At 45.1% G+C, this 22,793-nt stretch carries 20 protein-coding genes; 4 read left to right on the forward strand and 16 right to left on the reverse strand.

Translation table 11 applies throughout. From position 1 onward, the window contains the following. Positions 1-11: 11 nt before the first annotated feature. The 3 genes from DXD04_RS07975 to DXD04_RS07985 all read right to left on the reverse strand — a co-directional run bounded on the left by DXD04_RS07975 (position 12) and on the right by DXD04_RS07985 (position 4,821). Positions 12-3,116 carry an efflux RND transporter permease subunit gene (locus DXD04_RS07975; protein WP_117672427.1) on the reverse strand — a complete coding sequence of 1,035 codons (3,105 nt, stop codon included), beginning with the start codon at positions 3,114-3,116 and terminating at the stop codon, positions 12-14. A gap of 23 nt (positions 3,117-3,139) precedes the next feature. Further along, positions 3,140-4,336, reverse strand: coding sequence for an efflux RND transporter periplasmic adaptor subunit (locus DXD04_RS07980; RefSeq protein ID WP_117672429.1), 1,197 nt, complete (start codon positions 4,334-4,336; stop codon positions 3,140-3,142). 179 nt (positions 4,337-4,515) lie between these two features. Next, the gene (locus DXD04_RS07985) at positions 4,516-4,821 is read right to left on the reverse strand and encodes a nitrous oxide-stimulated promoter family protein (protein WP_117672431.1); all 306 of its coding nucleotides are present in this window, start codon (positions 4,819-4,821) and stop codon (positions 4,516-4,518) included. 85 nt (positions 4,822-4,906) lie between these two features. Between DXD04_RS07985 and DXD04_RS07990 the strand changes: the two genes are divergently transcribed. Further along, positions 4,907-6,292 carry a threonine/serine exporter family protein gene (locus DXD04_RS07990; RefSeq protein WP_117672433.1) on the forward strand — a complete coding sequence of 462 codons (1,386 nt, stop codon included), beginning with the start codon at positions 4,907-4,909 and terminating at the stop codon, positions 6,290-6,292. Positions 6,293-6,424: 132 nt separating this feature from the next. On the opposite strand, the gene DXD04_RS07995 is transcribed toward DXD04_RS07990, so the two are convergent. The 5 genes from DXD04_RS07995 to DXD04_RS08015 all read right to left on the reverse strand — a co-directional run bounded on the left by DXD04_RS07995 (position 6,425) and on the right by DXD04_RS08015 (position 11,212). Further along, on the reverse strand, positions 6,425-6,700 hold the full coding sequence (locus DXD04_RS07995) for a putative quinol monooxygenase (protein WP_117672435.1): 276 nt from the start codon (positions 6,698-6,700) through the stop codon (positions 6,425-6,427). 99 nt (positions 6,701-6,799) lie between these two features. Further along, on the reverse strand, positions 6,800-8,584 hold the full coding sequence (gene rpsA, locus DXD04_RS08000; RefSeq protein ID WP_022054466.1) for a 30S ribosomal protein S1: 1,785 nt from the start codon (positions 8,582-8,584) through the stop codon (positions 6,800-6,802). Positions 8,585-8,783: 199 nt separating this feature from the next. Continuing rightward, a complete protein-coding gene (locus tag DXD04_RS08005; RefSeq protein ID WP_007563007.1) occupies positions 8,784-9,488 on the reverse strand; it encodes an SIMPL domain-containing protein in 705 nt (234 codons plus the stop codon). A 194-nt stretch (positions 9,489-9,682) separates the two neighbouring features. After that, positions 9,683-10,537 carry an ATPase gene (locus tag DXD04_RS08010; protein WP_117672437.1) on the reverse strand — a complete coding sequence of 285 codons (855 nt, stop codon included), beginning with the start codon at positions 10,535-10,537 and terminating at the stop codon, positions 9,683-9,685. 81 nt (positions 10,538-10,618) lie between these two features. Continuing rightward, positions 10,619-11,212 (reverse strand): FKBP-type peptidyl-prolyl cis-trans isomerase, encoded by a 594-nt coding sequence (locus DXD04_RS08015; protein ID WP_117672439.1) that lies wholly within the window; start codon positions 11,210-11,212, stop codon positions 10,619-10,621. A gap of 295 nt (positions 11,213-11,507) precedes the next feature. Here DXD04_RS08015 and DXD04_RS08020 point away from each other — a divergent pair, with 295 nt between their 5' ends. Next, positions 11,508-12,446 (forward strand): fimbrillin family protein, encoded by a 939-nt coding sequence (locus DXD04_RS08020; RefSeq protein WP_259299535.1) that lies wholly within the window; start codon positions 11,508-11,510, stop codon positions 12,444-12,446. 180 nt (positions 12,447-12,626) lie between these two features. Beyond that, positions 12,627-13,421 carry an SDR family oxidoreductase gene (locus DXD04_RS08025; RefSeq protein WP_117672441.1) on the forward strand — a complete coding sequence of 265 codons (795 nt, stop codon included), beginning with the start codon at positions 12,627-12,629 and terminating at the stop codon, positions 13,419-13,421. Here DXD04_RS08025 and DXD04_RS08030 read toward each other — a convergent pair. Next, complete coding sequence (locus tag DXD04_RS08030) at positions 13,391-14,296, reverse strand: helix-turn-helix domain-containing protein (protein ID WP_117672443.1); 906 nt, start codon at positions 14,294-14,296, stop codon at positions 13,391-13,393. The genes DXD04_RS08025 and DXD04_RS08030 overlap by 31 nt on opposite strands. 125 nt (positions 14,297-14,421) lie before the next feature. Here DXD04_RS08030 and DXD04_RS08035 point away from each other — a divergent pair, with 125 nt between their 5' ends. Continuing rightward, a complete protein-coding gene (locus DXD04_RS08035; protein ID WP_117672445.1) occupies positions 14,422-15,720 on the forward strand; it encodes a cytidylate kinase family protein in 1,299 nt (432 codons plus the stop codon). Here the strand turns inward: DXD04_RS08035 and bla are convergent. The 7 genes from bla to DXD04_RS08070 all read right to left on the reverse strand — a co-directional run bounded on the left by bla (position 15,699) and on the right by DXD04_RS08070 (position 22,595). Then, positions 15,699-16,592 carry a class A beta-lactamase, subclass A2 gene (gene bla / locus DXD04_RS08040; protein ID WP_117672447.1) on the reverse strand — a complete coding sequence of 298 codons (894 nt, stop codon included), beginning with the start codon at positions 16,590-16,592 and terminating at the stop codon, positions 15,699-15,701. The genes DXD04_RS08035 and bla overlap by 22 nt on opposite strands. Positions 16,593-16,708: 116 nt before the next feature. Then, complete coding sequence (rpmA, locus tag DXD04_RS08045) at positions 16,709-16,972, reverse strand: 50S ribosomal protein L27 (protein WP_007562978.1); 264 nt, start codon at positions 16,970-16,972, stop codon at positions 16,709-16,711. A gap of 21 nt (positions 16,973-16,993) precedes the next feature. Continuing rightward, positions 16,994-17,311 carry a 50S ribosomal protein L21 gene (gene rplU / locus DXD04_RS08050; RefSeq protein WP_040313291.1) on the reverse strand — a complete coding sequence of 106 codons (318 nt, stop codon included), beginning with the start codon at positions 17,309-17,311 and terminating at the stop codon, positions 16,994-16,996. A gap of 148 nt (positions 17,312-17,459) precedes the next feature. Further along, positions 17,460-18,104, reverse strand: a complete 645-nt coding sequence (locus DXD04_RS08055; RefSeq protein WP_117672449.1) for an HAD family hydrolase — start codon at positions 18,102-18,104, stop codon at positions 17,460-17,462. 6 nt (positions 18,105-18,110) lie between these two features. After that, positions 18,111-18,617 (reverse strand): methylated-DNA--[protein]-cysteine S-methyltransferase, encoded by a 507-nt coding sequence (locus DXD04_RS08060; protein WP_117672451.1) that lies wholly within the window; start codon positions 18,615-18,617, stop codon positions 18,111-18,113. A 196-nt stretch (positions 18,618-18,813) separates the two neighbouring features. Further along, the gene (locus DXD04_RS08065; RefSeq protein WP_081458135.1) at positions 18,814-20,022 is read right to left on the reverse strand and encodes an L-serine ammonia-lyase; all 1,209 of its coding nucleotides are present in this window, start codon (positions 20,020-20,022) and stop codon (positions 18,814-18,816) included. 71 nt (positions 20,023-20,093) lie between these two features. Next, a complete protein-coding gene (locus DXD04_RS08070) occupies positions 20,094-22,595 on the reverse strand; it encodes an endonuclease MutS2 (protein WP_117672453.1) in 2,502 nt (833 codons plus the stop codon). Positions 22,596-22,793: the final 198 nt, after the last annotated feature.

Raw genomic sequence — 22,793 nt, forward strand, 5'->3', positions numbered from 1 at the left:
ATCTGTAAGGTTTACTGTTTCGCTTTAATTTTGTGGGTAGCTTTGTAAATCATTACAAAGAAGAACGGCACGAGCAGGATACCTACGGTAACAGCCACTATCATTCCGAAGAATACACCGGTACCGATGGCTTGTCGGCTGGCTGACCCCGGACCTGTAGCAATCACCATTGGAAGCATACCCAGGATGAAGGCCAGTGAGGTCATCAAGATGGGGCGGAAACGCAGGCTGGCTGCATGAAGAGCAGATTCTACGATATCACGTCCTTTATCGACTTCGTCTTTGGCGAATTCCACAATCAAAATGGCGTTCTTCGCGGCAAGACCGATAAGCATTACCAGACCAATCTGAAAATAGGTGTCATTTTCCAAACCGCAGAGGGTAATACCCGCATACGCTCCTAAAACGGCTACCGGAAGTGAAATCAATACGGCGATAGGCACTGTCCAGCTTTCATAAAGGGCTGCCAGGAACAGGAAGACGAACAGGAATACCAGCGCCAGGATGAGTCCGGTTTGTCCGCCGGCTTTCTTTTCCTGATAGGACAGACCGCTCCATTCAACACCGATATTGTCGGGTAATTTTTCGCGTGCAATCTGTTCCAGCGTTTCCATTACCTGACCGGAACTTGCTCCATTGGCTGTGGTTCCTCGGATAACGGCTGTATTAAACATGTTAAAGCGTCTGATACTTCCCGGTCCGGTTGTATAATCAGTAGTTCCAAGGGCTGTCAGCGGAATCATGTCACCATCAGATCCTCTTACAAAGAACAGACCGATATTGTCGCGTTGCTGACGATACGGAGCTTCTGCCTGAATGTATACACGGTAGATACGGTTGAACATGTTAAAGTCATTCACATAAACAGAACCTGTGTAGGCCTTCATGGTAGAGAATACGTCGGCCATTGGTACACCCGCCAGTTTGACTTTATCCCGGTCTACATCGAAATACAACTGGGGAATTTCAGCCTGGAGAGAAGAAGACAATCCTGCTATTTCTTTCCGTTGTGAAGCGTAATACATCAGTGTGTCCGTAGCTCTTACCAAATCGTCATACGTTGCATCGCCACGGGCTTCCAGCTGCATTTCAAAACCACCGGCAGTACCAAGTCCGGGAATTACCGGAGGAGTAGAAAGATACACTTTACTTTCCGGGTATTTTTCCAGCTCTTTCTGTATGCGGTCCATTACTTCGTCAATGGTTGTGTTGTCACGTTCCTTCCATTCTTTCAGGATGACGGTCAACTGGCTTCTGGCCTGGCTGGTACCTACACGTGGACTGCTACCTGTTACATTCTGTACGTATTCCACTGCCGGGTCTTTCATGATGAAGTCGATTGCTCTGTCAGTTATGACACGTGTTCTTTCCAAAGTGGCTGTTTCCGGAAGTTCCAGTTCCACGGTGAAATATCCCTGGTCTTCTATCGGAAGGAAGCTGGTCGGAACAAGGCGATGGAATACATAGATGAAAACCAATACCATTCCAAAGCCTGCCATTATACGGCGCGGGTGTTTGACAACATGCTTGATATAAATAATGTATTTATTGTTTCCGATAGCCAGCCATTCATTAATTAGTCTGAACACCTTGTTCTTGGGTTTGTTCGGATCAACTGGTTTCAGGATGAGTGAACACATTACCGGACTCAAGGTCAGCGCCACAACCGTAGACAGAAGCACAGATACTACGATGGTAATAGTAAACTGGCGATAAAGCTGTCCGGTGATACCCGACAGAAAACTTACGGGAACGAATACTGCCGCCAACACAAGTGAGGTAGCAATAATAGCGCCTACCAGACCTTCCATGGCTTTCTTGGTAGCTTCGTATGGGCTGAGTTTTTCTTCTTCCATGATGCGTTCCACATTTTCCACCACGACTATGGCATCATCTACTACAATACCAATGGCCAGTACCAGCCCTAACAAGGTCAGCATGTTGAGCGAGAAGCCGAATATCAGCATGAAGCCGAATGTACCAATCAAAGAGATGGGGACAGCTACGACCGGAATAAGTGTGGCACGCCAGCTCTGCAGTGAAAGGAATACCACAATGATTACCAGCACCAATGCTTCAAACAAAGTCTTGTATACCTCATGAATAGACTGCGAGATATAAGTAGTCATGTCGAACGGGAAGTTGTATTCCAGTCCTTCCGGGAAACTTTTGCTGATTTCCTTCATGGCCTCTTTGACGTTCTGCGCCACTTCCATAGCGTTGGCTCCAGGAAGCATGTAGATTCCAAGAATGGCTGCATTTCCTCCGTTGATACCACTTTCCGTGCTATAGGAAGAAGCTTCCAGTGATACTCTGGCCACATCGCGCAGACGCACGAGTGAACCGTCGGGGTTAGCACGCAATACAATTTCTTCAAACTGGGAGGCTGACGATAAACGTCCTTGTGCGGTAATAGGGACTGTAATGTCAATGCCGCTCACAGGTTGCTGCCCGAGTACACCGGCTGCCGATTCACGGTTCTGGTCTTTCAAAGCGTTTTGAAGGTCTTGCACCGTCAATCCGAAATTGGCCAGCTTGGCAGGGTCTGCCCAAATCTGCATGGCGTAATAGCGGCTTCCGATATTAGAGATTCGTCCTACTCCCGGGATACGGCGAAGCAAGTCGAGTACATTTAATGTAGCAAAGTTACTCAAATAAATTTCATCGAATTTCGGATCATCCGAAGTCAAACACAGTGTCATCAGCTGACTGGGTGCCTGTTTTTCTACAGAGATACCATTCTGAATTACTTCCGCCGGCAGACGAGATTCCGCCAGTTTGATACGGTTCTGGATTTCTACCGCCGCCAAGTCAGGGTCGGCAGAGATATCGAAAGTCACAGTGGCAGAGAATCCTCCTGAGTTGGAACTGCTGGATTCCATGTAAAGCATACCTGGTGTTCCGTTCAATTCCTGTTCGATAGGAGTAGCTACAGCCTGCGATACCGTTACGGCACTGGCTCCCGGATAGGAGGCACTGATTTTTACCACAGGCGGAGTAATTTGCGGGTATTGGTCGATAGGCAGCATCATCAAACCGATGATACCTACAATCACGATTAATATAGAGATGACAGCCGAGAATACAGGCCTGTCAATAAAAAAGCTGACTTTCATGCGTAAATTTGTTTAGGGGTGAGTTATTCTTCCTCTTTTTTCGCTTCGCTCTGTAATTTTGCCGGATCTTGTACGCGGACTTTCATTCCCGGAGCCAGTTTGTGGAATCCTTCGTAGACAATCATTTCGCCGGCTGATAATCCGCGTTCTACTACGACATCGTTCTCGAATTCAGGGCCTAACTCAATGAATCGTCTTTCCACGGTTGAGTCTTTTCGCATGACAAAGATATGAGCTCCTCCTTTTTCAATGATAAGAGCTTTTTGGGGAACGACTGTGGCATTTTCACGTACGTCGAGCAACACTTTAACCTTGGTGAATTGTCCCGGCAGCAATACGTGGTCTGGGTTAGCCAGTTCGGCACGTACGGAGAATGTTCCAGTTTTAGGGTTTACCTGAGGAGCTGCAAAGTCTACCAGACCTTTGTGCTCGTATATAGAATTATCAGGCAATGTAATGGTTACGGTAGGCTGCCAGGAGCGGGTAGAGTCTTTCTGACCGAATGTCACGTTTCGCTCCTTGCTTTTTAAGTAGTCCAGGGCTGTCATGCTGAAATCCACCAGAATGGTATCACTTTTTACGATAGTAGCCAGCAGCGATTTTCCATTGCTGCCTACCAGTGTTCCCAAGTCGACGTGACGTTCACTGATTTCTCCTGAAATCGGCGAGCGGACAATCGTGTAGCCTAATTCCTGTTCAGCCTGTTCCAAGTCGGCCTGGCTCATACCTACGCTGGCTACAGCTGTTTCGTAAGCAGCCACCGCATTGTCCAAGTCCAGCTGGCTGGCTGCATTTTGTTCATACAGCGGGCGGATACGTTCCAGGTCACGTTTCGCTTTTTGCGCCTGTGCCTGATCTTTTTTCAACTGAGCACGTACCTTGTCAGCCTTGGCACGATATTGGTCTTGATTGATAACAAACAATACTTGATTACGTTTGACTGAGGTTCCTTCCTCGAAAAGCATTTGTTCCAGAAAACCTTCTACACGTGCACGCACTTCCACGAATTGCTGGGCACGGATACGTCCTACATATTCACCGAAAATTTGTACATTTTGTTGGCTAGCTGGCATAACTGACACAATCGGTGTTTCGGCTACGGGTTTCTTCTCTCGAGTAAAGATATAGTAAAGGGATAAAATGACTGCGATGCCGATAACCATGTAAATCATTTCTTTTCTTTTTACCTTTAATTCTTTCCTAGTCAAAAAGCGTTTCATAAGTTCAATTCTTTTATAGTTTTAGATGCCATTATCTTTAAAATGGCTGACAAGATTTGTGCCAAAGATACAAAAATGTTTTATGAGCTGAAAATCAGGGAGATTTAACTTTGAATTAATAAAAATGTATTGTGGAATTTTACAAGTTATTGTAGAAAAATTCCACAATCTGACTGTGGTCATCGTTCCCTCCACAAATGTCTGAAGGTCCAGATGGGATGATACCATATCATTCGAGGACCAGCAAAACGCATGACTTCTTTTATTTTTTGTCTCATTTTGGGGTGGTAACAGTGCACGGTACATTGGCGGCACGTCTTCTTTCGTTCTCCAAACGGACAGTGCTCCAGTCTTTGATGTGCATATTTAAGCAATTCGCTGCATGCAGAACATAAGGCCTGATTTTTCTCCTTATGTCGGCAATAAAAGTGAATCATTTGTTCTATGGTCTGTTTTTCTTCTTCTATCCGTGAAAGTTTATTCATATTTTATATAGAACTTCGGTTTGCAAAGGTACGAATAGAATTGATATTTTTCGTAACTTTGCGCTCAAAATAATCTTTAAACAAAATGATATTAGAGGAACATTTAGAGACAACTGTAAAGGCTCACGATCAGCAATTGCATCGTAGAGTGGATTTATTGTTGCGTACGGGAAAATTATTGGTAGAGAGTCTTGCCGATACGAACCGTATTGTAAGAAACATGAAACGTACGGCTGCTTATCTTGGTATCCCCGAAGAGAAGCTTCACATCAACGTCAGTTTTACCATGTTGATGGTGAACGTGAGTGATGGTGACTATTCTTTTACTAAATTCCAGCGAATTGAAGGTCATGGAGTGAATATGACGGCCATTTCGGAAGTCAGCAAGCTTTCCTGGCGTGCGATTGAAAATGATTACACGCTCGACCAGTATGAAGAAGAACTGGAAAAGATTCGTAAGAAAAAACGTAATTACACTCCGTGGCAGGTGGCGATAGGTGCCGGGTTTGCCTGTGGCGGATTCTGTATTCAGTTCGGTTGTGACTGGGTGGCATTCTTGTATGCATCAATTGCTGCCATATTGGGTATGCGCTTGCGTCAGGTATGCAATGAGTCTGGTTTGAATCATTACATGGGAATCGCTATTTCTGCCTTTGTGGCTACCATCATTGCGTGGGCATCTACTCTGTTGCCTGCAGAATGGACATCTACTCCTTGGCATCCGTTGCTTGCCTGTGCCTTGTTTATTGTGCCTGGGGTTCCTTTGATTAACTTTGTGGACGATATGCTGGATAATTATATTCAGGTAGGTATTGTCAGAGCGGTGAATACCTTGCTGATGGTGGCTGCCATGGCTTTCGGTATCGCATTTGCCGTGAAACTTTGCCGTATTGAGAACTTCTTCCCGACCATCAGTATGGTTCCTCATCATCAGTATTGGGAGTATGCCATCGCTGCAGCTATTTCAGCCATGGGATTCTCGATGATTTTCAATATACAGCGTCGTTTGTTGTGGGTAGTAGCTATCGGAGGTATTATTGCCGTATGTACGCGTAACTTTGTGAACTTAGGACCGAGCACAGACAATATCGGTTTGGATATGGGACTGGTTATTGGTTCTTTCTCAGGAGCTGTACTGGTTAGCTTGATTGCCATTAAGGCAGTTCACTGGTTCCACGTGCCCAACCATGTGCTGACTATTCCTTCTGTCATCCCGATGATTCCGGGAGTACTGATGTATCGTATGTTGTTCGGTATCATCAATATTAATGTGCAGAGCATTGATCAAGTAACTCCTCTGATGAAAGCAATAGAAAGCGGTGTAAATTCCGGACTTGTGATTATGTGTATTGCTTTGGGAGTTGCTATTCCGAACATCTTCGGACGTCGTTTCATTGCTTCTTCAAAGAATAAGCGTCTGGCAGAGCTTTTGAAAGAACGTAAGGCTCGCGGCAAGTTCGTGGAATGGTAATTAAACTTTGATTTGTTCGTTCATTATTCTTTATAGAAGTGAAGAAGATTCACTTCTTTATGAAAAAATCCCACCGGGACTTTTAGAAGTCAGGTGGGATTTTTTCGTATCATACGGGTTCTTGAGTTCTTGTTAGAATTCAAATTTCTCCAGTTTCATAGCGGCTAATTCCTGAATCTTTGGAACCAGGGTGGTGAAATGTGCAGCTTGTTCGTGTGCTGCAAGAGAAGCCGCATCTTTCCATGTTTCACAAATCATCAGGACATCCTGGCGTGTAGTGCTCTGAAAGAGGTCGTAAGCTACGCATCCGTTATCTTTCTGTGAAGCAGCTACCAGATCTTTTGCTATGCTTACTACTTGGTCGTAGTTCTGTTTCTCTACTTGAATAAATACGTTTAGTCTGATCATTGTTTTTTGGTTTTTAAGTTATTTGACGTTGCAAATATAGGATAAAAAAAAAGGACTGTACAAGTGTACAATCCCTTTTTGAGTTTTATTTAGAAAGAATTATTTCTTACCTTCCAGCTGTTCTTTCAATGCAGCCAAAGCATCGATGTCACCCAGAGTAGTTGAAGCTGCCTGGTTCTGAATCATCGGAGTTTCTTCTTTCTTAGAAGCCTTCTTAGAAGCTTTCTTTTCTGCCTTTTCTTCTGCCTTAGCAGCATCTTCGAAGATACGGCTGTGAGAAACGATGATACGTTTTGCATCCTTGTTGAATTCGATTACCTTGAACGGCAATTTTTCATCCAACTGAGCCTGAGAACCGTCTTCTTTTACCAGGTGTTTCGGAGTTGCGAAACCTTCTACACCATAAGGCAATGCTACAACGGCACCCTTATCCAGCATTTCGATGATAGTTCCTTCGTGAACAGAACCTACAGTGAATACTGTTTCGAATACATCCCAAGGATTGTCTTCCAACTGCTTGTGACCCAAGCTCAGACGACGGTTTTCCTTGTCGATTTCCAAAACTACTACGTCGATGTCTGCACCAATCTGAGTGAATTCAGAAGGATGTTTGATCTTCTTAGTCCAAGACAAGTCAGAGATGTGGATCAATCCGTCAACACCTTCTTCGATTTCTACGAATACACCGAAGTTAGTGAAGTTGCGAACTTTAGCAACGTGCTTAGAACCTACAGGATATTTTTCTTCGATAGTTTCCCATGGATCTGCTTTCAGCTGTTTGATACCCAAAGACATCTTGCGTTCTTCGCGGTCCAGAGTCAAGATAACAGCTTCTACTTCGTCGCCCACTTTCATGAAGTCCTGAGCAGAACGCAGGTGCTGTGACCAAGACATTTCTGATACGTGAATCAAACCTTCTACGCCCGGAGCGATTTCGATGAATGCACCATAGTCAGCCATAACGACTACTTTACCCTTCACGTGATCACCAACCTTCAAGTTAGGATCCAGTGCATCCCATGGGTGCGGAGTCAACTGTTTCAAACCAAGAGCGATACGTTTCTTTTCGTCGTCGAAGTCCAAGATAACAACGTTCAACTTCTGATCCAAAGAAACAACTTCGCGAGGATCGCTTACACGGCCCCAAGACAAGTCTGTGATGTGGATCAAACCGTCTACGCCGCCCAAGTCGATGAATACACCGTAAGATGTGATATTCTTAACAGTACCTTCCAGTACCTGACCTTTTTCAAGTTTGCTGATGATTTCTTTCTTCTGCTGTTCCAGTTCAGCTTCGATAAGAGCCTTGTGAGAAACAACCACGTTCTTGAATTCCTGGTTGATTTTAACAACCTTGAATTCCATAGTCTTACCTACGAATACATCGTAGTCACGGATAGGTTTCACATCAATCTGAGAACCCGGCAAGAATGCTTCAATACCGAATACGTCAACGATCATACCACCCTTAGTGCGGCACTTGATGTAACCCTTAATGATTTCTTCGTTTTCAAGAGCAGCGTTAACACGATCCCAAGAACGAGTAGCGCGAGCTTTCTTGTGAGACAAGATCAACTGACCTTTTTTGTCTTCCTGGTTTTCGATGTACACTTCTACAGTGTCACCTACTTTCAAATCCGGATTGTAACGGAATTCGCTCAATGGAATGATACCATCTGATTTGTAACCGATGTTAACAACCACTTCGCGTTTGTTCATTGCGATTACAGTACCGTCTACAACCTCACGGTCGTTTACTTTGTTCAGCGTGCTGTCATAAGCTTTTTCAAGATCTTCTTTGCTTACGCTGGTTACTGCATCACCATTTTCATACGCATCCCAGTTGAAATCTTCAATAGGAGCAATGTTCTTTAAGTTTTCCATTAAATAAAAAAATTGTTTTTAAATAACTAATTGTGTTAGACTTTATATTGTTTATATAAATCGGCTGCAAAGGTATAATAAAATCCTGAATATTAAAAGGCTTGCCTGCATTTTTTAGGAGGAAGAAAAATAGAAAAACCGGAAAAAGGCTCCATATGGGAGGTTTTTCCGGTTTTTTATAAGTTTTTTGGATTTTCTGTTAGTTTTCAAGCGAATAGTCTATGGTGGTGACTACGCGTATCTTCTTGATATAAGGGGTATTCGGGTCGCGGTCGGTAATGCTGAACTGCCCCTGATTGGCCTGACGGATTTTGCCGAGGTTACTGCCGGAGTCTTTGGCAAACTTTTCGGCTGCTTCGCGTGCGTTTTTGGTGGCTTCTTCAATCATCTGTGGTTTTACCTTGTTTAAATCAGTATATTCATACTGTACTTTGTACTGGTATTCTCCAGAAGTGATGGCGATGCCTCTTTTTAGCAGTTCTCCCTGCTCACTGATAAGTCCCCGTATCAAATCTACCTTGTCGGAAGTAACGGTGATGACTGTAGTCACATTGTAGCGGTTGGCCGGATTCTGGTTGTTGCCATAACGTTCGGCAGCCAGGTCGATGATTTCCGGGGCATTCACGCTGATTTCCTGTTCTGTCAGTCCTTTTTCTTTCAAGAAACCGGTGATGGTCTGATTGGAACGCTTGATGTCGTCGTACAATCTTCCCAAATCATTTCCCAGGCTTTTGTACACTAGTGGCCAGGTTACTTTATTGGCTGGGACTTCTATTTCGGCCAGGCCTTTTACGGTGACACTGCGGTCTTTTTCTGCAAACTTACTGAATCCTTTTTCGATGAATACGCCTAATAGCAGTAGGCCGATGGCCAGAATAATGGCTTCGATTCTAAAGTTCTTCATGATGATTTTTATTTATAGTTAGATATTCGGAATCTGAGTGCAAGGTATTGAAATTTATTGGATTTTCCAATGAATTTTCCCTGTCTTTATTATAGATTGAAAAACTCTTTTACGTTTTAACTCAAACGCCTTTGCGTTTTAAGTGAAACACAAAGGCGTTTGAATGAGAATGTACTTGCGTTTGACAGTAAACGTCAAAGCGTTTTTTCAGGGAGGTGAAAACCCTTCAATTCTTGTATGGGAGACTGAATGAAAATGCCCGTATGAAGGTTGAATTTTAGGGCTGTTTCCTTTAGCTCATGTTGGAAGAACCATGCAATGGAACCTACAAAAGAGACCGGAACCTGGGCATGTCCCGGATAAGAAAGTATGTTGCGGCGGAAGAAATCGCTGAAGCAGTCGGTCAGGAACTGCTGGACTTCCGGCTGGTTCTTGTGCTTATATATATAAGGTGTAAGACTGGCCAAAAAACGGTTACCCTGCGGCTGTCTGTACACTTTATCTAAAATCTCTGCTACGGTCAGGTTATATTCCTTCAATAAGCCTTCCAGCAAGCCGGAAGGTAACTGCTGCTTGATGCAGTCGCCTATAAATCGTTTTCCTAAATAGGCTCCGCTTCCTTCATCTCCTAAAATATAGCCTAATGGAGGAGTGTTATGCGTGATTCGTTGACCATCGTACAAGCAGGAGTTCGCCCCTGTTCCTAATATGCAGGCAATTCCCGGCTGATGCTTGCACAATGCACGGGCAGCTCCAAGCAAATCACCTTCCACCTGGATGGTTGCGTGAGGGAATGCTTCGGCGAGTAAACCGGAGAGATTGCCGGCTTTTTCAGGGGTACAGCCAGCCCCATAAAAGAAAATGGCTTTCACTTCTTCTTGTGGAAAAGGCAGTTGTGCAAGCAGGCTTTCCTGAAGAAGCTGTTTTATTTTCTCTTCTGTCAGATGAAAAGGGTTGATACCTTCGGTGTGAACAACCTGGCAATCGTGTAACGTGTTTCCGAAGCACCAGTCGGTTTTGGTCGCTCCGCTATCGGCTATGAGAATCATGTGAAAAACAGAATTAGAAAGGTAGAAAAAGAAAGAAGACGGAACATGCCGTCTTCTTTTTATGGTTAAGTAAAAATTAGATTATGAATGACAGTGTCCGCAACCGCCACCGCAGCAGCCGTCTTCTTCAGCTTCGTGTTCGCCGCAACCGCCTCCACAGCTGTCGCAACCGCATCCGCAGCCTTCACCGCTCATCAGTTTGAGGATGCTTTCCATTTCCTTGTTGGTTGCATCGCGCATTTCCATTACGGTACCTTCAAAAATCAGGTCTTTACCAGCATGCGGGTGGTTCAGGTCGAGCACCACTTTATCTTCTGTGATTTCGCCAACGTTGGCATAGAACTGATGGCCTTCTGCATCGTTCAGCATGATGATGTTGCCTTCGAAGATATTGTCGCTATCGAATTTTCCATCCGGACCGCAGAACATAGATTTGGGCACCTGGCGTACGTTGTCTTCGTCTCTTTCGCCGTATGCTTCCGCACAAGGAATTGTAAAGTTGAATTTGTCACCTTTCTTCAGTGCTAAGATTTCCTTTTCAAAGCGTTCCAAAGTATAACCGATTCCTGAGATGAACTGGAACGGATGGCTTGCAGGGGCTTCTTCACGTAATTCTTTTTCTCCGTCTGTTACCGCATAAAGTTTATATGCTACTGTGATGTATTTATTTTCCATGTCAAAAAATTAAATGTGCATTAATATTAATCAATCGCAAAGATAGGAAATCTCGGTGTAATTATCGAATAATTCGGGAAGAATGAAAATGAAGTTCTTATGTTGCAGGTATGAGATTGTATATATATGTGAACAGGTGAAAATAAATGGTAAGGTTTTGAATCACCAACAGACTGTATTGAACAAATCATGTTCCTTTGCGTATAATTTATTGATGAAATGCGTTTCCTGTTTTTGTAAAAAACTATTTACGCCTCATGCTTTGACTCTTTAAATAATAATCATGATAAAAAGAATGATGATGAAAAAAAGTGTGCTTTATGCATTCATAGCTGCTATGCTGACAGCAGTATCTTGTACAAACGATATACCGGCAAATGTGAATGGTGATACTTCAGGAAATACATCAGAAGACACATCCGGCAGTGGCTCGGGTGACTTGTCTGGTAATTCTGGTAAAATTTCCATTGTCGCCAGTATTGCCTCTCAAACGCGTGCTCCACAATTGGGAAGTGATGGAAGCGGCAGTTTTCAGAAAGGAGATAAGATGACTCTTTGTGTAACGGGAGGAGCTGCACCAGTAGTGACTGATTATGCTTATGAGCTTGATTTTCTTAAATGGCCTGATTTTGGACTTTCAGAAGAGGTATCACAAGTCACTTTTTCAGCTTGTTATCCCACACAAAAAGTGGAGAAGGATGGCACTTTTGAATTTAATTCGTTCAAGGCTCCCTATGGTGATTTGTTGATTGCCACTGCTCAGCCGGTAGAAGTCGGCACTTCTGAAACGGTGGCACTTACTTTCTGTCATGCATTGCACCGCCTTAATTTAGAGTTTGTGCCGGGAAATGGTTACACGGAGGAGGATTTGACTCTGCTGTCATGCACTTTCTCTGCAAAAACCACATGTGTGATAGATGCCGTTAAGGGAAGTGTGAAGGAGGTGAAGGATGAACAAGGAAGCCTTACTGTAACGGGGGCAAAAGCTTCGTTCTATCTAGTGCCCCAAGCGACCGATGGGATTTCTTTCACTCTTACTTTAGGTGGCGAAACCAAGCATTTTACTCTGGATGCTTTATTTAAGCAGTCGGGTAACCCGCAGACTGCATTGGAAAGTGGTAAATCGTGCACTCTGACCTTGAAAGTGGGACGTGACGGTATTACCGTATCCGCTGGCAGTATCGGAGCCTGGGAAGATCAGGCCACAGCCGATGGAGAGGTCGTGATTGGCTGATTGCTGTGGCAGAACTTGACTCAGGAAGATTTTTGATAAATATAAGAGGGCAGATTTCATTGATTTGATGAAGTCTGCCTTTTTTGTTGTTGCTTGTTGATGGAAGCTTACAGATATTCATCTGTAAATTTTTACCTTTGTAAGAGAGAAATTTAGGTACAAACAAGAATCAACAGTATTATGAATAGAATTATAGTAGTGACAGGTGGAGCTGGAGGTATCGGACGTTGCATCGTCGCACATTTTGCTTCTCAGGGGGATAGTGTATATTTTATAGACCAGAATCAGCAGGCCACTCTCACACAAGTGGAAAAGATGCGTGAGAGAGGCTGGCAGGTGACCGGATTTGTCGGCGATGTGGCAGAAAAACAGGCATTAGAGGAATTTGCAGCTTTGGTGCTTCGTGAACATCCGGAAGGCATACATTGCTTGATTAATAATGCTTGTCTGATGCGGGGAGGTATCCTTTCTGACTGTGAGTATGAAGATTTTCTGTATGTGCAGCGTGTGGGAGTAGTGGCACCTTATATGCTGGCCCGGTTGTTCAAAGACCATTTTCAAGGGATGGGAGCGATTGTAAACATTTCGTCTACGCGTGCTTTTCAATCGCAGCCGGATACGGAGAGCTATACGGCAGCCAAAGGAGGAATTACTGCGCTGACTCATGCTTTGGCCGTTAGTTTGTCGGGCATAGCGCGTGTAAATTCGGTAGCTCCCGGATGGATTGATACCGGTGCCTATCATGAAGAAGCGCATTATGAAGCAGTCTATAGTACGGGAGATACCGCCCAGCATCCGTCAGGCAGGGTGGGAGAGCCTGCCGATATTGCCCGTGTGGTGGATTTTCTTTGTGATGAGCGCAATTCATTTATCAATGGAGAAAATATTACGGTCGATGGAGGTATAAGCCGTCTGATGGTATATCATAATGACTGTGGATGGACTTACGAACCTTCAGCATCGGGAAAAGGATAATTCTTTTTGTCTCTTTCTCGCTGTGTGCGGAATTTCATGGGAGAAAGCCCTGTCTTCTTTACGAAAAATTTGCCAAAGACAGACTGGTCAGAGAATCCTAACTTTTCTGCAATTTCTTTAATATCCAGGTTTGTACATTCCAACAACTTACGTGCGTCGGCACAGAGCAGTTCGCTGATGTGAAAGCGGACCGTATGTCCGGTGATGTGTTTTACGATGCGCGAAAGGTAGGTGGTTGAGATGTGCAGACTTTCTGCATAAAACCCTATGTCATGGTGCTGGCGATAATTTTCCATCAACGTTTTTTTGAATAGCCTGAAAATATCTGTGGAGCGTCGTGCATAATCCGGAACTTCATGGCGGGTTTGAGTCAATATATCAGCTATCTGTAGAAGACAGAAACTGCATAAGTGGTTCAGAATACTGTCGTAATAGTTGACTGCATTTTTTCTGCATGGTGCAAATAGAGCGAAGATTTTTTGCAGGTAAGTAGCTTGTTCGTTTTCCAATAAGAATACCGGTAGCTGATAGTGTCCCAAGTAGTGTGCCAGTTGTTCATATAGTGGCTGTCCGTCGGGTAAGCTATCAAAGAAAGTTGGTTTCAGATAGAGGAGCATGGACTGGAAGTGAGAACTCGTAGCCTGAATCATGCATTTTGTGCTGGGGGTAAGTGTAACTAAATGTGCAGGTTGAAGTTCGTAAGTCTGATATTCATCTGCCAGTTGGGCTGTTCCGTTTGTGACGAGAAGAAAGAAAAATCCTTCTTTCAATTCGGCTTTTCCGGTAGGAACCGATGAGGAGGTAAGTTCGCAGTAGCATGTGCTTTCAGTTCCGTTGCCATGTGTTTGTATGATTTCAAGTAGAGTCGGATTCATCGTATTTATTTTTGTGGATAAAATTAAGAGTTGTTTCGTTTTTGACCAAAATTAGTCTTCCTTTTATGAATAAGGAATGAAAAAAATAAGGGAACTTTGCGGCACTTTTGATAAAGAGAACAAGTATGAATAAATTTATGTGCCGGCGCTACCTGCTGTTTTGCGTATCTTTGTTTGTTAATGCACTGGGAATTGCCTTCATTACCAAAGCTGCATTAGGTACTTCGCCTATTACGAGTGTGACTTACGTATTGAGTATGTTCACTCCCTTTACCATTGGTCAGTGGACCATCCTGTTGAATCTTCTTTTTGTGATACTGGAATTGTTCTTAATGACACGTGAAGATTTGAAATCTGATTTGCGCATGTATCTTCTGCAGATTCCTATCTCTTTCAGCTTTGGTATGTTTATTGACCTTTGTATGCATTATATTCTTTTCTGGCTCAATCCCGTAGAATATGTGTATATGATTGTGGCCTTATTGATTGGATGTGTGATTTTAGCTGTAGGAATTGCACTTGAGGTAAAGGCCAATGCCGCGATGATGGCCGGAGAATATTTTGTAAAGGTCATTACCCGTCGGTTTCGCGGAGAGTTCGGTTATATAAAACTCGGATTTGACGTGACATTGGTAGCTATTGCTTGCTTGTTATCACTTGCTTTTATGTCGGGGGTGTACGGAGTGCGTGAAGGAACTGTGATTTCTGCCTTGGTAGTCGGTCCGATTGTGCATTTTGTAAGTCCGTATTACCGTTTCCTAGATAAATGGATTACAGATGCTTCTGTGCGGAACGTACCGGATTTTTCACAAGGGCAACATGTGGTTATTACTATAGCGCGTGAATATGGCAGTGGAGGGCATCTGCTGGGTGAAATGCTTTCCAAAGAATTGGGCATCAAACTTTATGATAAAGAATTCATACGTATGGCAGCCCAGCGGAGCGGGATGGATGAACAGTATATTGTGAAAAACGAGCAGTCCATTCCTTCCTTCTGGTTGAAGTGCATTCTTTCAAAAAATAGTGAGCAGCCATTGGAATCCAGCCTTTCTTCAGACGATGTATTATTTGTGTCGGAAAGTAAGATTATTCAGGAACTGGCCGCAAAGGAATCTTGTATCATTGTGGGACGCTGTGCCGACTTTGTATTGAAAGACTATCCGAAGGTGCTGAAACTGTTCTGTTATTCCGATTTGTCTCATTCTGTGACCCGTTGCGTGAGCGAATACGGTATTGCGAAAGAAAGTGCTGAAACGGAAATCAAGCGGGTGAATCGCAACCGCATTCATCACTATGAATACTATACGGGAGAGAAATGGGGAGAACCTCATCGGTATGATTTGATGCTGAATACCGGGGCTCTTGACTTGAAAACGGCTTGTCAGCTGGTGAGAGGAGTTTATCAGGGGTTAGAGAAGGCCTGATAAACCATTTCAGAAATTTGTGCGATAATGGCTTCCGTATCCTCCATGCTTTCCTGTGAGTCTTTGACAAAAACAACGAGGGTATAACGGTGACCATTAGGGAACTGTACAAATCCGGCATCGTTAATGGCAATGAGTTGTCCCGATGCGTTGCGGTCGCCAGTACCGGTTTTATGCCCTACGGTGACCTGCTTGTCTTGTAGAGGGTGGACTATTCTGCTTGTTCCAGTCTGACAGGTGACAAGGGCTTCTTTGATGAATTCCTGATGAGGTTTGTCGAATAAAGTCCGGGTAAGTAGAGCCTCGATGACTTCTGCGGTAGCCAGCGGAGTGCTCCAGTTTTCATAGCCAAGGTTCAGGTCCTGGTGCATGTCGTCTTCTGTGTATTGGATAGAAAAATCGTTGATTCCCAAACTACGGATATAACGGTCGGTCACCGCAGGACCTCCGGTAAATTTGAACAGGATGTCGCATGCATTATTGTCGCTTAAGTGGAGGGTGTATTCCATTAATTGCTTAAGTGAAAACTTTCCTCCGTGAGGGTACCGGTCTCTTAGCGGACTGTAAGTATTGGGCTGCAGGTCTGTGCTGTCTACGGTAAGCAAGGTATCAAAGGAGAGCTGATGTCTTTTACAGTAATCTCCCACAGCCAGTGCCTGATGTAATTTGAATACGCTCATCAACGGGTAGCGTCGGTTGTTCTCTATGGTGACAGTATCTTTTCCGTCTGCAATGATGGCTACTCCCACTTCAGCTTTTTGCTGTGAGATAAACTGATGGATATTGGTGTATAGTTCTTGAAAGCGATTGCCGGCCAATACATAGGCTGGAAATAGGATGAATAATAAGAGAATCAGACGGTTTGTTTTCATATTCGTACGGGGAAATTTATGATATTTCTATGTCTTCTTCGTGAAGAGAGGGGATGGAAAACAAAAAGAGACCATCTCGTGGAGATAGTCTCCTTTCAAAATTCGTTTTCAGTAGATTATGCTTCAGCGCAAGGAATTACAGAAACATAGCTTCTGTCTTCGCGACCTTTCTTGAAACATACAGTACCATCTACCAATGCGTAAAGAGTGTGGTCACTACCCATACCTACGTTTTCACCCGGGTTGTGAACTGTTCCTCTTTGACGAACAATGATGTTACCAGCTTTGCAAGCTGAACCACCGAATATCTTTACGCCTAATCTCTTACTAGCTGATTCACGGCCGTTCTTAGAACTACCTACACCTTTCTTATGTGCCATTTTCTTCTACGTTTTTAATGATTAAGCAATAACTTGTTTGATTGTCAATTCAGTAAACTGCTGGCGATGACCGTTCAGTTTCTTGTAACCTTTTCTTCTCTTCTTGTGGAATACCAATACCTTGTCACCTTTTACCAAGTGAGAAGCTACTTCGCAAACCACTTTTGCACCGTCTACAGTAGGAGCACCTACAGTTACAGTACCGTTGTTGTCAACCAACAAGACTTTGTCAAATTCAACAGTTGCACCGTTTTCAGCATTCTGAATGTGGTGAACGAACAGTTTCTTGCCTTCTTCTGCTTTGAACTGCTGACCGTTAATTTCTACGATTACGTACATTTTTAAATAAATATTAAACGGGTTTCCTCCGTAAGGTGAGCTGTTCTCTGTAGCTACTTTTTTACCTACACGGACTAAAATCGGCTGCAAATTTACGGCTTTATATTTACATAACCAACTATTTATCTGAAAAAAACGGATATATTTCCTATTTTTTTATCAGTGGAAGTAAATCGGGGAAAATGGCTGTGTGCGGATAGGCTGCCAGCTCTTCGCGAGTGGTCATTCCGTGAAGGATACCGGCAAAGTCAACTCCTGCATTTTGGGCGGTTTCCGCATCGACGGTGCTGTCGCCGAGGTAGAGAATCTGCTCTTTCGGGCAGTTCAGGCGGGAAGCGGCCTGCAGCAGACCTTCAGGTGAGGGTTTGGCTTCTTTCACGTCTTCTCCTCCCACGATGATGTCAATGAATTCTTCGGGGAATATTTTCCCCATCAGCTCCATGATGCGGTAGCGGTACTTGGTGGAGATGATGCCGATACGGGCTCCATTGGCTTTCAGGGCGCGTAACACTTCTTCCGTTTCCGGGAAAAGTACGGTATTGGCCGTCATGTGCTGGTCGGCTTCCTTGACATATTCTTTTCGGAATGTCTCCAGCGTGTCTGCATCGGTTATTCCGGTCATGATGGAAAAGGAATCAACCAGTGTCTTTCCGATGGTACGTTTGATAGAAAGGTCGTCCACCTGATGGAATCCATGGCGTTCGAGTACATTTCTGTAGCACATCACAATTCCCTTGGAAGAATTGGCCAAGGTATAGTCAAAGTCAAATAAGTAGGCTTGGTAAGATTTCATACGATTTTACTTTATATAATAAGGTATATGTTCTATATCTAAAAGTGACTGCTTGCGCGAGATGCCGCCGGCGTATCCGGTCAGGCTTCCATTGCTTCCTACTATGCGGTGGCAGGGAATCAGGATGCTGATGGGATTGTGTCCGATGGCATTGCCTACAGCTTGTGCTGCCATGTGAGGCCGTCCTAAACGGCGGGCGGTTTCCATGGCTATATCTTTGTAGGTACGGGTTTCTCCGTAAGGAATGGTGGATAAGATTTGCCAGACGGTCTGCTGAAAATGAGTGCCGGAAGGTTGCAGGGGAGGGCAGAAATCGGGTTGTTGGCCGGAGAAATAAACATCGAGCCATTGCCGTGTTTGAAGCAGCAACGGAGTTTCCTTCGTCATGGCCTCTTCTTTCAGTCCGTGACCGAAATATTTTTGTCCGTCGAACCAGAGGCCGCAAAGTCCGCTTTCCGTGGCAGCCAGTGTGATTCCTCCCAACGGAGAATCATAGTGACAGGTGAAAGTCATTTTCAACAGTATTTTTGAGGTGAAAGAGTAGAAAAATGATACGGTTTACCGTCCCGAAAAAACGCCTTTGCGTTTAGCTAAAAACGTAAGTGCGTTTTAAGTAAAACGCAAGTACGTTTTGGTTCAAACGCAAGGGCGTTTAAGATAAAACGTAAAGGCGTTTTTGAGAAGGCGTCCTTACGTTTCTTTTACCCTCTTATTCCATGGGCTGATAATTCTTGGCAAGTCCTCCTTCACTCGTTTCCTTGTACAAGGATGGGAGGTCGTGTCCGGTCTGCTTCATTACCTCTACCACCTTGTCGAATGATACCCGGTGATGCCCGTCGGTAAAGGCTGAATAGATATTCGCATCGAGTGCACGTGCGGCAGCATACGCATTACGTTCTATACAAGGAATTTGTACCAGTCCGCATACCGGGTCGCATGTCATACCCAAGTGATGTTCCAGTCCCATTTCGGCTGCATATTCTATCTGGGCCGGACTGCCTCCGAACAACTGGCTGGCCGCTGCAGATGCCATGGAACAAGCTACTCCCACTTCGGCCTGGCATCCGGCTTCAGCTCCCGAAATAGAAGCATTGTGCTTGACGATGTTTCCCACCAGTCCGGCAGTCGCTAATGCCCGCAAGATACGTGCGTCGCTGAAGTCGCGGCTTTTCTGCAGGTGATACAAGACAGCCGGAACCACTCCGCAGGCTCCACAGGTCGGTGCGGTGACGATCTTTCCTCCGGAAGCATTTTCCTCACTGACAGCCAGTGCGTATGCGAATACCAGTCCGCGTGAGCGAAGAGAGTCTTTATAGCCTTTCGAACGAATGTAATAAGCCGATGCCTTGCGGCGTAGATTTAACGGGCCGGGCAATACACCTTCGGCATCCAGTCCGCGATGGATGGCGGCTTTCATGGTCTCCCATACCTCTGCCAGAAAATCCCATATCTCCGGACCTTCGCATTGCTCCACGTATTCCCAGTAGCTGCGTCCGGTGTGTTCGCACCAGTACAAAATCTGACTCATGGTATTCATGTTGTAAATATCGTTGGTGGCTGTGCGGTCATGTCCTTCTTCGGCCAATGCACCACCTCCTACACTGAATACGGTCCATTCGTCCAGCTTTTTCTTCTGTGCATCGAAAGCCTTGAAAGTCATTCCGTTCGGGTGGAAAGGAAAGAAAATATGTGGTTTCCAGAGAATTTCTACGGGAGCGTGAGGTTGCAGGGTATCCAAAATAGCTACATCGGTCATGTGACCACGTCCTGTGGCAGCCAGACTGCCATACAGAGTTACTTCGAATGAGGCAGCCTCCGGATTGCGGGCAAGAAATTGTTCGGCAGCTTTGCGGGGCCCCATGGTATGGCTGCTGGATGGCCCCGTGCCGATGCGATATAATTCTCTGATTGATTTCATATTAAAATTAGGTATAAGTTTTCTGCAAAGATACGCAATAATCGCATATATGCGCAGAAATCCCGTGGGGTTTATTTTAAATCCACCACGGTGATGCCTGCGCCGCCAAACTGTACGTGTTCATCCTGGAAATGGGCTACTCCCGGCACGGTAGCCAAGTATTGCCGGATGAGGGTGCGCAGAATACCTGTACCCGTACCGTGCAGGATGCGTACGCGGCTGACTCCTACCAAGATAGCGTCATCGATGAAATAGGTGACTGCCTGTATGGCTTCGTCTCCACGCATACCTCTGACATCGATGTCTTGCTTGAAATTCAGTTTCTTTTCGTACATCCGGTCTTGGGTTTCGCTGCTGACAAAGGTCGCCTTGCTGGATAACGGAGCAGCCCTCGGTGCATCCGTCCGTTCCAGACGGTCGGCTTTCACGTTGGTTTTCATCAGTCCGAACATGACCACGGCATTCTTTCCGCTGATTTCCATGACTTGTCCCACACTGGTCTGTCCTTTGATGCGCACATAGTCTCCCGCTTCAATGGGGCGTACCTTAGGAGCAACCGGAGTTTCAGGAGTATTGGCTTGTTTCGCTTTCTTGTCTTTTTTGCGCTCCTGCTTTTCGCGGAGTTTTTCCATCTTGCGCGCGATTTTCTCTTCCAAAGCCGCCTTTTCCAGGTTCTCTACCTGCTGCTTGAAGTCGGTCAGTTCCTGACGTGCCGTGCGGGTACGTTCCTTTTCAGCCTGCGCTTCCTTGATGGTACGAATGGTATTTTCGATTTTGGCATTCGATTCTTGCAACAACCGTTCTGCCTCTTCTTTGGCTTTCTTCAGGATTTCCTTGCGGCTGCGTTCCAGCTCCTGTATTTCCTGTTCGTAACGGGCAATGGTATCTTCCATCTGTTTTTCCCGCTTGCGTATGTTCTGACGCTTGGTTTCCCAGTAACGCTTGTCGCGTACAATATCCTGCAGGTATTTGTCGCTCTGGATGTATTCACTTCCCACAATTTCCGATGCGTCAGCAATAACTTCTTCCGGCAAACCGATTTTACGGGCAATCTCTACGGCAAACGAACTTCCCGGATTACCAATCTGCAACTGGAACAGCGCCCGCATCTCGTGGCGGTCGTACAACATGGCTCCGTTTACCACTCCTTCGTGATCTTCGGCAAAATGCTTCAGGTTCTGGTAGTGAGTGGTAATCACGCCGAATGTACCTTTCAGGTTGAAGCGTTTCAGAACGGCTTCGGCAATGGCACCGCCAATCTGTGGCTCCGTACCTCCTCCGAACTCATCGATAAGGATGAGACTTTCGCCGTTGCATGATTTCAGCATCATCTTCATGTTGGTCAGATGCGAAGAATAGGTACTCAGGTCGTCTTCAATACTCTGCTCATCACCAATATCAATAAATATGTGGCTGAATATACCGGCATGGCTCCGTTCGTGCATGGACACTAACATACCGCATTGCAGCATGTATTGCAGCAGTCCCACGGTTTTCAGGCAGACAGATTTACCACCAGCGTTCGGTCCGGAAATAAGCAGGATGCGCTTGTCGCGTGTCAGAATAATGTCCAGCGGCACTACTTTCTTGTCATGCTTGGCCAGCGACATTTGCAGAAGCGGGTGCACAGCCTGAAACCAGTCGACAATCTGCTTGTTCTCAAACGACGGTTTCAATCCTTTTATATCTATACCGAACAAAGCTTTGGCACGGATGAAATCGATTTCTGCCAAAAATTCGTACGAGGAGAGTAAGGCCGGAACTTGCGGGCGTACCGTAGCCGAGAATTCCGTCAGGATGCGGATGATTTCACGGCGCTCTTCTCCTTCCAGCTCCCGGATGCGGTTATTGGCTTCCACCACTTCTGCCGGTTCAATAAATACAGTCTTTCCAGTGGCTGATTCATCGTGTACAATACCTCTGATTTTGCGCTTCATGCCGGGAGCAACCGGGATGACCAGGCGTCCGTCGCGCATGGTAGGAGTAACATCCTTGTCTACATACCCTTCCGATTGTGCAGCACGAAGAATACTGTTCAGGCTGCGTGATATGCTTCCCGTAGTAGCCGAGAGTTCCCGGCGGATGCGCAGAAGTTCCGCAGAAGCATTGTCCTTTATCTTTCCGAACTTGTCCAGGATGCTGTCGATACGTGCGATAAGTTGGGGGAATACTAAAATATCTCCCGCCAGTTCGCGCAAGGCAGGATAAGGAGAATTTTCCGTTTCCTCTTCTTCGTCAGATTGCTGAAGGAATCGTACAATGTCGCGAATGGTTTCCAGTGAACGGCGAAGGTCGAACAGCTCTTGTTCGTCCATATACATACCTTCCACACGGATACGTTTCAAAGAAGGACGTACATCAAAGAAATATTGTGCCGGAAAATCTTCCTCTTCCTGCGTAATCCGCACAAATTCAACCACCTGCTCCAGGCGTTGGTTGATTTCATCGTAATTGTCCGAAAAAGTCATTTCGTCCACTCGTTCTTCGCCTAATGTACTCAGGCACTTGCCTTTCAGCAGTTGTCGTATCTGGTCGAATCCAATCTTCTGTTCGAAATTATGAGGGTATATCATGGCTTGTTAGTTTCGTTTTTTCTGCCTGCAAAGGTACGACAATGAAAAAAAATAATCAAAAAAGGCGGTAAATATTTGCAGATTTCAAAATAATGCGTACCTTTGCATCGCCTTTGAAAAACAAGGCAACTCTCACGAAGAGTTCTGGAGAGGTGGCAGAGTGGTCGATTGCGGCGGTCTTGAAAACCGTTGTACCGC

Origin of the sequence: Phocaeicola plebeius, assembly GCF_003437535.1 — a bacterium.
Classification (GTDB): Bacteria; Bacteroidota; Bacteroidia; order Bacteroidales; family Bacteroidaceae; genus Phocaeicola; species Phocaeicola plebeius_A.